9 protein-coding genes and 1 tRNA gene are annotated in these 14464 nt (G+C 68.9%); 5 read left to right on the forward strand and 5 right to left on the reverse strand.

Annotation, left to right across the window (positions count from 1 at the left end):
• Positions 1 to 229: 229 nt before the first annotated feature.
• Complete coding sequence (locus tag ACIP6N_RS04740; RefSeq protein WP_401812894.1) at positions 230 to 2242, forward strand: GTP-binding protein; 2013 nt, start codon at positions 230 to 232, stop codon at positions 2240 to 2242.
• Positions 2243 to 2361: 119 nt separating this feature from the next.
• Positions 2362 to 3615: an alpha/beta hydrolase family protein gene (locus ACIP6N_RS04745; RefSeq protein ID WP_401812896.1), complete on the forward strand. Its 1254-nt coding sequence runs from the start codon at positions 2362 to 2364 to the stop codon at positions 3613 to 3615.
• 176 nt (positions 3616 to 3791) lie between these two features.
• Here the strand turns inward: ACIP6N_RS04745 and ACIP6N_RS04750 are convergent, their stop codons facing one another.
• Positions 3792 to 4445, reverse strand: a complete 654-nt coding sequence (locus ACIP6N_RS04750; protein WP_401812897.1) for an ANTAR domain-containing response regulator — start codon at positions 4443 to 4445, stop codon at positions 3792 to 3794.
• A gap of 100 nt (positions 4446 to 4545) precedes the next feature.
• On the opposite strand from ACIP6N_RS04750, the gene ACIP6N_RS04755 reads away from it, so the two are divergent.
• Positions 4546 to 4618: transfer RNA gene (locus ACIP6N_RS04755), tRNA-Leu, on the forward strand.
• A gap of 109 nt (positions 4619 to 4727) precedes the next feature.
• Positions 4728 to 5474, forward strand: coding sequence for a helix-turn-helix domain-containing protein (locus ACIP6N_RS04760; protein ID WP_401812899.1), 747 nt, complete (start codon positions 4728 to 4730; stop codon positions 5472 to 5474).
• Between the two features lie 7 nt (positions 5475 to 5481).
• Here ACIP6N_RS04760 and pyk read toward each other — a convergent pair whose 3' ends face one another.
• Positions 5482 to 6915, reverse strand: a complete 1434-nt coding sequence (gene pyk, locus ACIP6N_RS04765) for a pyruvate kinase (RefSeq protein WP_401812900.1) — start codon at positions 6913 to 6915, stop codon at positions 5482 to 5484.
• A 185-nt stretch (positions 6916 to 7100) separates the two neighbouring features.
• Positions 7101 to 7868: an SIMPL domain-containing protein gene (locus ACIP6N_RS04770; protein ID WP_401812901.1), complete on the reverse strand. Its 768-nt coding sequence runs from the start codon at positions 7866 to 7868 to the stop codon at positions 7101 to 7103.
• A 221-nt stretch (positions 7869 to 8089) separates the two neighbouring features.
• Here ACIP6N_RS04770 and ACIP6N_RS04775 point away from each other — a divergent pair, with 221 nt between their 5' ends.
• Entirely contained in the window at positions 8090 to 9913 is a 1824-nt protein-coding gene (locus ACIP6N_RS04775; protein ID WP_401812903.1) for a bifunctional metallophosphatase/5'-nucleotidase, read from the forward strand.
• 49 nt (positions 9914 to 9962) lie between these two features.
• Here ACIP6N_RS04775 and ACIP6N_RS04780 read toward each other — a convergent pair whose 3' ends face one another.
• On the reverse strand, positions 9963 to 11408 hold the full coding sequence (locus ACIP6N_RS04780) for a lysine N(6)-hydroxylase/L-ornithine N(5)-oxygenase family protein (RefSeq protein WP_401812904.1): 1446 nt from the start codon (positions 11406 to 11408) through the stop codon (positions 9963 to 9965).
• 335 nt (positions 11409 to 11743) lie between these two features.
• Complete coding sequence (gene pepN / locus ACIP6N_RS04785; RefSeq protein WP_401812905.1) at positions 11744 to 14248, reverse strand: aminopeptidase N; 2505 nt, start codon at positions 14246 to 14248, stop codon at positions 11744 to 11746.
• Positions 14249 to 14464: the final 216 nt, after the last annotated feature.

The following is a 14464-nucleotide window of genomic DNA, read 5'->3' on the forward strand; positions in this document are numbered from 1 at the left end:
TTTACCCATATGGGCGTACGCACACGGAAAAGGCCCGCACCCCGCAATGCCGGGGTGCGGGCCATTTCCTTGTGCCACGTCCCTTTTAATCGGTTGTCCGCGAAACGGCTCTCTGATCCACTGTCCGACGACAGCGACAGCCGAACAGTCAGGAGCGGGAACATGCGCGAAGCGTTCATGCACACCACGAAGGTAATCACCATCACCTGTTCGAGGGACATGACGCTCTGTGCACACGCTGAACCTGGGAATCCTGGCACACGTCGACGCCGGTAAGACAAGCCTGACCGAACGGCTTCTGCACACCGCGGGAGCCATCGACACCATCGGCAGCGTCGACGACGGCAACACGCTGACCGACTCCATGGCATTGGAACGGCAACGCGGCATCACCATCAAATCCGCCGTCGTCTCCTTCGCCGTCGACGACATCACCGTCAACCTGATCGACACCCCCGGCCACCCGGACTTCATCGCCGAAGTGGAACGGGTCCTCGGCGTGCTCGACGGCGCCGTACTCGTCATCTCCGCCGTCGAAGGCGTCCAGGCGCAGACCCGCGTACTGATGCGCACGCTCCAGCGGCTGCGCATCCCCACCCTCGTCTTCGTCAACAAGATCGACCGGCGCGGCGCGCGCCACGCGTCCCTCCTGCGGGACATCGCGGAAAAACTCACCCCGGCCGTGCTCCCCATGGGATCCACCGGCGGCCTGGGCACCCGCGACGCCCACAGCACCCCGTACGCCGCGGCCGACACCGAGTTCACCGCGCGCATGACCGACCTGCTCACCGCGCACGACGACGCACTCCTCGCCACGTACGTGCACGACGAGAAAGCCCTCACGTACGGCCGCCTCCACGACGAACTCGCGGCCCAGACCGGCCGGGCCCGCGTCCACCCGGTGTTCTTCGGCTCCGCCATCACGGGCGCGGGCATCGACGCCCTGACCACCGGCATCCGCGAACTGCTGCCCGCCACCGAAGGCGCTCCCGAAGGGCCCGTCTCCGGCACCGTGTTCAAGATCGAACGAGGCCCGGCGGGAGAGAAGATCGCCTACGTCCGGATGTTCTCCGGCACGGTACGCACCCGGGACCTGCTGCCGTTCGGTACCGGCGGAGGAAAAACCGACGGAGGAAAGGCCGACGAAGGAAAAGTCACCGCCATCAGCGTCTTCGACAACGGCTCGTCCGACCGGCGCGACCACGTCGGCGCAGGACAGATCGCCCGGCTCTGGGGACTCGGCGACATCCGCGTCGGCGACCCGGTGGGCACCCCGCGCGACACGGCGGACACCCACCACTTCTCACCGCCGACCCTGGAAACCGTCATCTCCCCCTGCCGCCCCGCCGACAGAGGGGCGTTGCACAGCGCACTCGTCCAACTCGCCGAACAAGACCCGCTGATCAACCTCCGCCAGGACGAAATCCGGCAGGAAACCGCCGTATCGCTCTACGGCGAAGTACAGAAAGAAGTCATCGAAGCAACACTGGCGGACGAATACGGCCTCGACGTCACCTTCCGCGAAACCACGACCATCTGCGTCGAACGACCCCAAGGCAGCGGCGCGGCCGTGGAATTCATGGGCAAAGACCCCAACCCCTTCCTCGCCACCATCGGACTGCGCATCGATCCCGCACCCGTCGGCACCGGCGTGGAATTCCGGCTGGAAGTCGAACTCGGATCCATGCCGTACGCGTTCTTCGCTGCCGTCGAGGACACCGTGAAGGAAACACTGACCCAAGGCCTCCACGGCTGGCAGGTCACCGACTGCACGGTCACGATGACGCACTCCGGCTACGCGCCGCGCCAGAGCAGCGCCCACGGCGGCTTCGACAAGAACATGTCCAGCACCGGCGCCGACTTCCGCCTGCTGACGCCCCTGGTCCTGATGAACGCGCTGGAACAGGCCGGCAGCCAGGTCCACGAGCCGATGCACCGCTTCCGCCTCGACATCCCGGCAGACACCTACGGCTCCGTACTGCCCGTCCTGTCCCGGCTGCGCGGCGTCGCACACACGGCGGTGCCGCAGGGCGCCTCGTACCTGCTGGAAGGCGACATCCCGGCGGCCGAGGTACACGCGCTGGAACAGCGCCTGCCCACTCTCACCAGCGGCGAAGGCGTACTGGAAGCCGCCTTCGACCACTACCAACCGGTCCGCGACGCCTTCCCCACCCGCCCCCGCACGAACCACAACCCACTCAACCGCAAGGAGTACCTGCTGCACGTCGTACGCCGCGTGTAAGGCCGCGACCGGCCGCTCGCGGCGAAAATGTCCGGAGCATCTTCCATCCTCTTTGACATGATGACGCCATGACCTCAACTACCCATGAAAGCAAAGGCGTTGGCCCAATCTCCCGCCGCTTGGTCCTCGGGGCTCTCACCGCCACGGCTGCCGGTCTCGCGCTGCCCGTCGCGGCCCGGGCCGCGACGGGCACCGATGCCGGGCTCTTCCGCTGCGACCTGGCCGAGCCCACCGGGCCGAACCCCGTGAGCACCGTCGACCTGCACCTCGTCGACCACGAACGAAGAGACCCCTGGGCCGAGGGAGAGCTCCGGCCCAGAGAATTGATGATCACCATCTGGTATCCGGCAGACCGGAACGACGAAACGCAGGTCGCGCCGTACGCCACACCGGGTCTCGGCCCGGCCCTCGACACCTTCGCCGCTTCCCTCGGCGTCCCCGGCCGCTCCGTCGACTGGACCGGCATCGGCACGCATGCGACCGTCGGCGCTCCCGTAGCGGCCCGGCCCGGCGGACTGCCCGTCGTCCTGTACACGCCCGGTCGGCTCAGCCCGCGCTTCCTCGACACCACCATGGCCACCGACCTGGCCAGTCACGGGTACGCCGTCGTGGCCGTCGACCACACCTACGAAGCGCTCGCTGTCGAGTTCCCGGACGGCCGCGTCCTCACTCCCGTCGCCTCCCTGGCCGGCGGCGTGCTCCCACCGCAGGTCATGAAGGCGGCGGTGGACTGCAGGGTGGCCGACCTGCGCTTCGTACTGGACCAGTTGCGGCTGCTCGCGGGCGGCGGTAACCCCGACGCCGCCGGCCGCGCCCTTCCTGCCGGACTCGGCGCGGCGCTCGACCTGTCGTCAGTCGGCGTGTTCGGGCACTCGCTGGGCGGTACGGCCGCCGCGGAGGCGATGCGACTGGACCACCGTATCGGCGCCGGCGCGGTCCTGGAGGGGCCCCTCGGCTACGGTCCTGACGACCCGGAACTGTTCGCACCGGTCACACGTACGGGGCTGCGGAAACCCTTCCTGCTGGCAGGTAGCTGGTACGCGCCCGACATCCCGTTCACCCACACCGACGTACCCACCTGGCAGGCTCTGTGGGAGAACTCCTCCGGCTGGAAGCGCGACCTGTGGATCACCGGAGCACGTCACCAGTCCTACTGCGATTACCAGACGCTCCTGCCCGCACTCGCCGCCCGCTTCGGGACCCCGCCGCCCGCTGACGTGGCGGCCCTGATCGGGGACATCGACCCGGTCCGCTTCACCGGCGCCCGCCGCGTCTATCTCACTGCTTTCTTCGACCACGCACTGAAAAACCGCCGACGCCCTCTCCTCGACGGACCCTCACCGCGCTTTCCCGAGGTCGCCTTCATCGACTGAGCCGTGTCCGAGGGAACAGACGGACGCCGGGCCCTGCCGCATGACGACCCGGACATGACGACCCGGACTTCGTCGCGGCCGGCCCGACGGCCTCGGCGAAGAACCACGTCCACCGCGCGGCCGGCGGTGAGCGGGGACCGATGAACAGGAGAACGGGAGTCGATGAGCGGAGGCCGCTACTGCCCCTTCGCGGCCTTCTTCTCGTCGGCGTCCTGGATGACGGCCTCCGCCACCTGCTGCATCGACAGCCGGCGGTCCATCGACGTCTTCTGAATCCACCGGAACGCGGCGGGCTCGGTCAGGCCGTACTGCGTCTGGAGCACCGACTTCGCGCGGTCGACCAGCTTTCGTGTCTCCAGGCGCTGCGTCAGGTCGGCGACCTCGCCCTCCAGCGTCTTCAGCTCCGAGAAACGCGACACCGCCATCTCGATGGCCGGCACCACGTCGCTCTTGCTGAACGGCTTCACGAGATACGCCATGGCCCCGGCGTCCCTCGCACGCTCGACGAGATCGCGCTGCGAGAAGGCGGTGAGCATGAGGACGGGGGCGATGGACTCGGCGGCGATCTGTTCGGCGGCGGAGATCCCGTCCAGGACGGGCATCTTCACATCGAGGATCACCAGATCGGGCTGGTGCTCCCGAGCCAGCTCGACGGCCCGCTGCCCGTCGCCGGCCTCGCCGACTACGGAGTAGCCCTCTTCTTCGAGCATCTCTTTGAGATCGAGACGGATCAGCGCCTCGTCCTCGGCGATGACGACGCGGGTCGTCAGCGGCGGGACGTGCGACTTGTCGTCGTCTTCGGCGGGCTGGGGTGACTCGGGGGTGGTCACGGGGCTCCTCGTTCCAGGCAGGGTGCTGCTTCCCAAGAGCCTACCTAGCTACGGTATGGTTGGAGCACGGAGGGTCCTTGCCTTCCTTCGTTTCGAAGGAGCCCCGGTAGCCCAGCGGAAGAGGCCATGGATTCAAAACCCATACAGCGTCGGTTCGAATCCGACTCGGGGCACTCTCCCTTCATTTCCATGGTTGATCACTAGCCACTGATCTTCACCCGCAACGGTGAACATGAGCGCGATGATGCACATGGCTTCAGAGCTGCGGCCAGGCTCGCAGTCATGTACGACCTCGAGACGCGCCGACAGGCTCTCGCCCTCGTTGAACAAGGCCGCAGCCTCAACGCCGTGAGCAAGCAGACCGGTGTATCGCGGGCGACGATCCGCCAGTGGCAGATCCGTATCGAGCCGCTGCCCCGCGTGGCGCTCCGCTCCTGCCCCGGTGTACCGGCCGACTCCGCTTCGTACGCGTACCTCCTTGGCCTTTACCTGGGCGACGGCTGTGTCAGTCCGCACCCCCATGGCGGTTTCTACCTGCGTATCGCGTGCGCAGACAGCTGGCCGGGACTCATCGAGTTGTGCCGCGCGGCCGTCACAGCCGTCCGGCCCGAAGCCGCGCTGTCAGTCCTCAAGAAGGAGGGGTGCGTGATGGTGAGCAGTCACGATCGCCACTGGCCATGCCTGTTCCCGCAGCACGGCCCTGGCAAGAAGCACGAGCGGACCATCGAACTCACCACCTGGCAGCAGGAGATCGTCGCCGACCACCCCTGGGAGCTCATCCGTGGGTTCATCCATTCCGACGGCTGCCGGACCATCAACTGGACCACACGCGTCGTCGCGGGCGAGAAGAAGCGGTACGAGTACCCCCGGTATTTCTTCACCAACATGTCCGCCGACATCATGCGCCTCTATACGGACACTCTGGACAGGCTCGGCGTCGCTTGGCGGCGGAGTAATGCGCGCACCGTCTCCGTCGCCAAGCGCGCGTCCGTCGCGCTGATGGACGCCCACGTCGGCCCGAAGTACTGACCCGCGGCTACTTCGGGCTGTCGTCCTCGCCGACGTGGTGCACGCGCACCAGGTTCGTGGAACCCGGTACTCCCGGCGGGGAGCCCGCCGTGATCACCACGACGTCGCCCTTCCGGCAGCGTCCGGTCCGCAGCAGGATTTCGTCGACCTGGTCGACCATCGCGTCCGTCGAGTCGACGTACGGCCCGAGGAACGTCTCCACGCCCCAGGTCAGGTTCAGCTGTGAGCGCGTCGACGCGTCCGGGGTGAACGCCAGGAGCGGTATCGGGGAGCGGTAGCGGGAGAGGCGTTTGGCGGTGTCGCCGGACTGGGTGAAGGCGACCAGGAACTTCGCCGCCAGGAAGTCGCCCATCTCGGCCGCGGCGCGGGCCACCGCGCCGCCCTGGGTGCGGGGCTTGCTGCTCTCCGTCAGTTCCGGGAGGCCCTTCGCGAGGAGGTCCTCCTCCGCGGCCTCTACGATGCGGCCCATCGTGGTGACGGTCTCGACGGGGTATTTGCCGACGCTCGTCTCACCGGACAGCATCACCGCGTCCGTGCCGTCGATGACGGCGTTGGCGACGTCGGATGCTTCGGCGCGGGTGGGACGGGAGTTCTCGATCATCGAGTCGAGCATCTGCGTGGCGACGATGACCGGTTTGGCGTTGCGCCTGGCGAGCTTGACGGCGCGTTTCTGCACCATCGGCACCTGTTCGAGGGGCATTTCCACACCGAGGTCGCCGCGCGCGACCATGACGCCGTCGAATGCGGCGACGATGTCGGCGAGGTTCTCGACGGCCTGCGGCTTCTCGATCTTGGCGATGACGGGGAGCCTGACGCCCTCCTCGTCCATGACCCGGTGGATGTCCTCGATGTCGTTCCCGCTGCGTACGAAGGACGCGGCGATGACGTCGGCGCCGGTGCGCAGGGCCCAGCGGAGGTCTTCGACGTCCTTCTCGGAGAGGGCGGGGACGGAGACCGCGACGCCGGGGAGGTTGAGGCCCTTGTGGTCGGAGACCATGCCGCCCTCAAGGACGATCGTGCGGACGCGGGGGCCTTCGACCGAGGTGACTTCGAGGGCCACCTTGCCGTCGTCCACGAGGATGCGCTCGCCGATGGTGACGTCGTCCGCGAGCCCTTCGTAGGTCGTGCCGCAGATGTCGCGGTCGCCTTCGAGGGGTTCGACGGTGATGGTGAAGGTGTCGCCGCGTTCAAGCAGTACGGGGCCTTCGCGGAAGCGGCCGAGCCGGATCTTCGGGCCTTGAAGATCTGCCAGGATTCCGACGCTGCGGCCCGACTCGTCGGCGGCTTTGCGCACCCGCCGGTAGCGTTCCTCGTGTTCGGCGTGGGTGCCGTGGCTGAGGTTGAGTCGGGCGACGTCCATTCCGGCTTCGACCAGGGCTTTGATCTGGTCGTAGGAGTCGGTGGCAGGCCCCAGGGTGCAGACGATTTTGGCTCGGCGCATAATTCGAGCGTAGACCTTACCGACCGGTAGAGAATTGGTCGTGCATGACCGCTCAACAACCTTTGCGTGAAGGGTTGTTGTCACCCGTCGAATTGTGCGCGGGGGCGCTCCTATGAGCGTCCGGCATTCCATGACGGCCCCCTTCCGTGAGCCTGTTCCGGGTCTTTTCCTGGCAGCTGGTCCGGTTACGCGGTGAGGTCGGGCGGTGTCATGGTGAAGCGGGCGTTGACGTGTGCGCAGACCGTCTGGCGCTGCGGTTCGAGATCGAGGGCGGGTGCCTCCTCGCCAGGTCCGTTTCCGTACGCGACCCGGCTGCGCATGGCGCCCGGGGGCACGGGTGCGGGGTATCCGCCGGCGTTCTCCGCGCCGCTGTCCGCCAGCTCGACCAGGGCGGCGAGGTCCGCGCCGAGCGCCCCGGCGTATTCGCGGGCGCGCTTGACCGCTTCCCGTACGGCTTGACGGCGGGCTTCGCCGTGCGCGGGCGAGTGGGGGCGCAGCGCCCACCAGGGTCCTGTGACGTCGGTGAGTTCGAGGTCGGCGAGGCGGGTGGTGAGTTCTCCGAGGGCGGTGAAGTCGGAGAGTTCGGCGGTGATGTGGACGCGGCCGTGATAGGCGCGGATCCGTTCGCCGCGGCCGCGTTTGGTGAGTTCCGGGCTGATGGAGAAGGCGCCGGTTTCCAGTTTTTCGACGGCGTCGCCGTAGCTTTTGATCAGGGCGAGGACGTCCGCGTTGCGGCGGGTGAGGTCGTCGAGCGCGGTGCGCCTGTCGGTGCCCCGGGCGTTGACGGCGACGGAGATCCTGGCGATTTCGGGGTCGACTTCGAGGCGCGCTTCGCCCCGGACGGCGACCCTGGGGATTTCGGGGGTGCCGTAGGGCGCGGCGTGGGTGGACGCGGCGTGGGCGGGTCCGGTGTCGGCGGATGCCGCGGCGGCGGGTGCGTCGGCGTTGGTCATGGGGCGTCGGCTCCTTCGTGGGACAGGCGGCGTGCGGGCGCCGTTCCGTCGCGTACGCCACCGCGACCGCGGCGGTGTCGCGTCGTACGAACACTGTCGCATTCGGGTCTGACAGTCGGCGGTCACCTGATCGCAACCTGGCGGGGGTGTTGCCGCGGGGTGGCTCCGAGCCAGAATCTACGCGCGTTGTTCGAGGATCGAGATGGACAGAAGGAGCACAAATGCCGCTGGACAGAAGGACGTTCCTGGGCACCTCCGCGGCGGCCGGCGCGAGCGCCGCGCTGGTGGGCGGGCTCGCGGTGCCGGCCGAGGCGACGGGTCACGGCCACGGGGGTCACGGCCAGGGAGACCACGGGCGTCCGCCGCAGCGGTACTCGTTCACCGTGATGGGCACGACCGACATGCACGGGAATGTCTTCAACTGGGACTATTTCACGGACAAGGAGTACGACGACGCCGCGCACAACGACGTCGGGCTCGCGAAGATCTCGACGCTGGTCGACCAGGTCCGCCGGGAGAAGGGCCGTCACAACACGCTGCTGATAGACGCGGGTGACACGATCCAGGGCACGCAGTTGTCGTACTACTACGCGAAGATCGACCCGATCACGGCGAAGCGCGGCCCTGTGCACCCGATGGCGCAGGCGATGAACGCGATCGGTTATGACGCGGCGGCCCTCGGCAATCACGAGTTCAACTACGGCATTCCGCTGCTGCGGAAGTTCGAGGAGCAGCTGCGTTTCCCGTTGCTGGGCGCGAACGCGCTGGACGCGAAGACGCTGAAGCCCGCCTTCCAGCCCTACGTCATCAAGAAGCTGCGTACGCCGCACGGGCATGAGGTGCGGGTCGCGGTTCTGGGGCTGACGAATCCGGGCATCGCGATCTGGGACAGGGCGAATGTCCAGGGGAAGATGACCTTCCCGGGCCTGGAGGAGCAGGCGGCCACGTGGGTGCCGAAGCTGCGCTCGATGGGCGCGGACGTGGTGATCGTGTCGGCGCATTCGGGTACGGACGGCACGTCTTCGTACGGGGATCAGGTGCCGTACGTGGAGAACGCGGCGACGCTGGTGGCGGAGCGGGTGCCGGGCATCGACGCGATCCTGGTCGGGCACGCGCATGTGGAGATTCCCGAGCGCCGGGTCGTCAACAAGAAGACCGGCAAGGACGTGGTGCTGTCCGAGCCGCTGCTGTGGGGCCAGCGGCTGACGCTGTTCGACATCGATCTGGTGTGGGAGCGGGGTTCCTGGCAGGTCGCGCGGGTCGGTTCGCGGCTTCTGAACTCGAACACGGTGGCCGAGGACCCGAAGATCACGCGCATGCTCGCGGACGAGCACCGCAAGGTCGTGGCGTATGTGAATCAGGTCATCGGTACGGCGACGGTCGCCATGACCACGGTGGACGCGCCGTGGAAGGACGAGCCGATCATCGATCTGATCAACCACGTCCAGACGGAGACGGTGAAGGCCGCGCTGGCGGGCGGCGAGTGGGCGGCGCTGCCCGTGCTGTCGCAGGCGTCGTGTTTCTCGCGTACGGCGAAGATCCCGGCGGGCGAGGTGACGCTCAAGGACGCGGCGGGGCTCTATCCGTTCGAGAACACCCTGGAGGCGCGTCTGGTGACCGGTGCGCAGCTCAAGGAGTATCTGGAGTTCTCGGCGGCGTACTACGTGCAGACGGCGGCGGGTGCGCCGGTGGACACGTCGAAGCTGACGAACGCGGGCAACACTCCGGACTACAACTATGACGTGGTGTCGGGTGTGACGTACGAGATCGACATCGCGAAGCCCGTGGGTGCGCGGATCACGGATCTGCGCTTCGAGGGTGCGGCAGTCGATCCCGCGGCCCGGTTCGTGCTGGCGGTGAACAACTACCGCGCGAGCGGCGGCGGCAACTTCCCGCATGTCGCCACCGCTCAGCAGCTGTGGGCCAATTCGGACGAGATCCGCAACACGATCATCGAGTGGGTGCGGTCGGCGGGGACGGTGGATCCTGCACAGTTCGCGTCGGTGGACTGGAAGCTGACGCGCGAGGGCACGCCGGTCTTCTAGGTCCTGTCTTCGGGCGGCCCGGAGTGAGCCGCCCGGAATCCGGCCGCTCTCAGCGGACTTCGGTGAGGGGGACCAGGCCCGTCGGTGCGGGTGCCCGATGGGCCTGGTTCTGGTTGTCGAGGCCGAAGCTGGTGAAGGCGGTGCGCCGGGGCAGCGGGTAGACGTCGGTGCCCGTGAGGTGGTTGAGGATGGAGGCGCTGCGCCAGGCGGCGAGGCCGAGGTCGGGTGCGCCGACGCCGTGGGTGTGCCGTTCGGCGTTCTGTACGTAGACGGAGCCGGTGACGGACGGGTCGAGGACGAGCCGGTGGTGTACGTCGATACGGGGGCGTTCGGCGCTGTCGCGGCGGACGTACGGTTCGAGGCCGGCGAGGATCCGGTCGACGGGGCGTTCACGGTAGCCGGTGGCGAGGACGACGGCGTCGGTGGTGAGCCGGCTGCGGCCGGCCTGCTGGGCGTGTTCCAGGTGCAGTTCGACTCTGGTGGTGGCGACGCGTCCCGCCGTTCGTACGGTGACGCCGGGGGTGAGGACGGCGTCGGGCCAGCCGCCCCGCAGGCTGCGGCGGTACAGCTCGTCGTGGATGGCGGAGATGGTGCCGGCGTCGATGCCTTTGTGGAGCTGCCACTGGCGGGGCAGGAGATCGCCGCGTACGTGTTCCGGCAGGGCGTGGAAGTAGTGGGCGTAGTCGGGGGTGAAGTGTTCGAGGCCGAGCTTGGAGTACTCCATGGGCGCGAAGGCCTCGGTGCGGGCGAGCCAGTGGATTTTCTCGGCTCCGGCGGGGCGGGCGCGGAGCAGGTCGAGGAAGATCTCGGCGCCCGACTGCCCTGAGCCGATGACGGTGATGTGCCCCGCGTCGAGGAGCTGTTCGCGGTGGTGGAGGTAGTCCGCGGAGTGGATGACGGGGGCGCCGGGTGCTTCGGCGAGGGGTTTGAGCGGGTCGGGGACGTAGGGCTCGGTGCCGACGCCAAGGACGATGTTGCGGGCGTGGGCGCGGCCGAGTGCCTGGGCTTCGCCGTCGGCGTCGAGCTGGGTGAAGTCGACCTCGAACAGCGCGCGTTCGGGGTTCCAGCGGACGGCGTCGATCTGGTGGCCGAAGTGGAGTCCGGGGAGTTGTTCGCTGACCCAGCGGCAGTAGGCGTCGTATTCGGTGCGCTGGATGTGGAAACGCTCGGCGATGTAGAAGGGGTAGAGGCGGTCGCGGGCTCTGAGGTAGTTCAGGAAGGACCAGGGGCTGGCGGGGTCGGCGAGGGTCACCAGGTCTGCCAGGAAGGGGACTTGGAGGGTGGTGCCTTCGATGAGCAGTCCGGGGTGCCAGTGGAAGGCGGGGCGCTGCTCGTAGAAGGCGGTGGCGAGGCCGCCATGGCCCGCACGGTCGCCGTGGCCCGCACGATCGTCGGGGATGCCGTCGGCGAGCGCGGCCAGGGAGAGGTTGAACGGGCCGATGCCGATGCCCACCAGGTCGTGGGGAGTGTCGAAGTCGGTTGGCTGGGCGGTCATCGGCGGGGCTGCCTTCCACGAAAGTGAGGAGTGTGTCGCGGCACGCGGAGCCCGTACGGATCACCTGTACGGGCGGTGTGCGCCGCGGCATGCTCGCAGGGTCCTTCTGATCCGCGCGGGCAGAAGCGCACAGGTGCACGCGGACACACCGGAGGGTCCCGGGGCTCGGTCCCGGCGCCCGTGCAGCACAACGACGGGGACACGGAAGCGGCACTGCGGTGCGGTGGCGGACAGATGGTTTCGCGCCGATGTGGAAGACGGCTCGGCCCGGGGCGATCGTACGTACAGACGTACGGGCCCCGGGCCCCGGAACAACGGGCGGCCGGCCCGGCGGATCAGGCCGCGCGGCTCCTCAACACCCGCCGCAGGTCGTCCAGTTGGTCAATGAGCCTGCGGCGCAGGGCGGGGAGGAGTTCGGTGCCGTCCAGACATTCCTCGCCGAGCGCCAGCGCGTGCTGGTCGATCGCGTACACGGGGAAGGCGTAACGCCCCGCGGCGGCGGCGATGGCCGGTCCCCGGCGGGCTGCCAGGGCCACCGCCTCGGGGTAGTAGCGGACGACGTACTCGTTGACGAGATCGGCTTGTTCCGGCTGCCAGAAGCCCTGGGCAGTGGCGGTGAAGAGGTAGTTGGAGAGGGTTTCGGAGGCGAAGAGGCTGTCCCACGCGGCGGCTTTCGCCGCGGGGTCGGGCAGGGCCGCCCGGCAGCGAGCGGCGCCCTCCTGGCCGGTGGCGCTGGGGTCGCGGCGCAGTTCGGCGGCGATGGCGGGCTCGTCGGCCGCGCCGAGGACGGCGAGGCGGGTGAGGATGCGCCAGCGCAGTTCCGGGTCGACTTCGGGCCCGCCGGGGATGTCGCCCGAGGTCAGCCAGTCCTGGATGCCGTCGGGCTGGGTGGCCGCGTCGATGTAGTGGCGTACGGCGGTGAGGCGCAGGCCGGGGTTGCTGCCGTCCTCGGTGCGGCGGATGAGGTCGCGGCAGATCGCGGCGAGGGTGGCGAGCGCCGCGGGCCTCTCGTCGGCGGGCAGGTACCGGTCGGCGATCTCTCCCGCCGCGAAGGCGAGGACGCCCTGGGCGACGGCGAGGTCCTGTTCGTACGGCAGGTGGGCGCGGGCCGCGTCGAGGTAGACACCGGGGGCCAGTTCACCGTCGCGGACCATGTCGCGTGCGGCGTTCCAGAGGACGGCGCGGGTGAGGGCGTCGGGGACCCCGGAGAGCGAGTCGAGGACGGTTTTCCAGGACTCGGCGTCCAGGCGGGTCTTGGCGTACGTCAGGTCCTGGTCGTTGATGACGACGAGGGCGGGCCTGCTGCCCGGGCGTGCCAGGGCGTCGCCGGTCCCCGGCAGGTCGAGTTCGAGCAGGTCGCGCCGTACGAGCCGGGTCGGGTCGACCACGTCGCGGTCGTATGTCCCGACGGCGATACGGTGCGGACGGCTGCCTTCGCGGGCGACGTCGAGGGTCCAGCCGCGCCCGGTCTCCGTGACGGTGCCGGTGACCTCGGCGGTGAGAGTGTCGACGCCGGAGGTGCTCAGCCACTGTGCGGCCCAGGCGTGTACGTCGCGGTCGGTGGCCTGGGCGAGGGAGTCGAGGAAGTCGGCGAGGGTGGCGTTGGCGAATTTGTGCCGGGCGAAGTGGACGTTGATACCCGCCAGGAAGTCCTTCTCGCCGAGCCACGCGACGAGTTGGCGCAGGGCCGAGGCGCCCTTGGCGTAGGAGATGCCGTCGAAGTTGAGCATCGCCGCCTCGGCGTCGGGGACGTCCTCGGGGGCGGGCGCGACGGGGTGGGTGGAGGGCCGCTGGTCGGCGTCGTATCCCCAGGCTTTGCGTCCGATGGCGAAGTCGACCCAGGTCTCGGTGAAGCGGGTGGCTTCGGTGAGGGTCTGGTAGCCCATGTACTCGGCGAAGGACTCGTTCAGCCAGATGTCGTCCCACCAGGCGAGGGTGACGAGGTCGCCGAACCACATGTGGGCCATCTCATGGGCGATGACCATGGCGCGGGTCTGCCGCTCGGTGTCGGTGACGGCGGAGCGGTAGACGAATTCGTCGCGGAAGGTGACGAGCCCGGGGTTCTCCATGGCGCCCGCGTTGAACTCGGGGACGAACGCCTGGTCGTAGGAGTCGAAGGGGTACGGTTCCTCGAACTTCTCGTGGTAACGGTCGTAGCAGGCGCGGGTGATGCCGAGAATCTCTTCCGCGTCGGTGTCCAGGTAGGGGGCGAGGGAGCGCCGGCAGTGGATTCCGAAGGGAATGCCGGCGTGTTCGGTGCGTACGGAGTGCCAGGGGCCCGCCGCGACGGCGACGAGGTAGGTCGAGATGGGCGGGGTGGGGGCGAAGGTCCAGTGTCCTTCACCGGTGTGGGTGGCGATGCCGTTGCCGAGGACGGTCCAGGCTTCGGGGGCGGCGACAGCCAGTTCGAAGACGGACTTGAGGTCGGGCTGGTCGAAGGCGGGGAAGACGCGCTGGACGTCTTCCATGGACAGCTGGGTGTAGAGGTACGTCTCGCCGTCGGCGGGGTCGGTGAAGCGGTGCATGCCTTCGCCGGTACGGGAGTAGCGCATGTCGGCCTCGACCCGCAGCTCGTGCTCCCCGGCGCCGAGGCCGGTGAGCGCGAGCCGGTTGTCGTCGAGCGCGGCGGGGTCGAGGGGGCGGCCGTCGAGGGTGACGGAGCGCAGCGTCGCGGGCTTCAGCTCGACGAAGGTGTCTCCGGCCGCCCGGGTGGTGAAGTGGATGACGGTGCGGGAGTCGAAGGTGTCCTCGCCGGTGGTCAGATCGAGAGCGACCGTGTAGCGGTGAACGTCGAGGAGCTGGGCTCGGGTCTGCGCTTCGTCGCGCGTCAGTACGGACATGGTGGCCATGCTGCCTGATGGACGGGGCCCGGCGCAGGGGGGTACGGCGCCTGTACGCCCGGCGGGCCCGGATCCGGACGGCTGGGGCGGGGCGGCGGGCGGGCCGGAGCCCGGCCGGGGCGGTCGGCCGAGCGATCGGCCCGGGCGGTCGGCCGGGGCCGTCGGTCGGGGCCGTCGGTCGGGGCCGTCGGTCGGGGCCGTCGGTCGGGGCGATCA

Source organism: Streptomyces sp. NPDC088725, assembly GCF_044751305.1.
Taxonomy (GTDB): Bacteria; Actinomycetota; Actinomycetes; order Streptomycetales; family Streptomycetaceae; genus Streptomyces.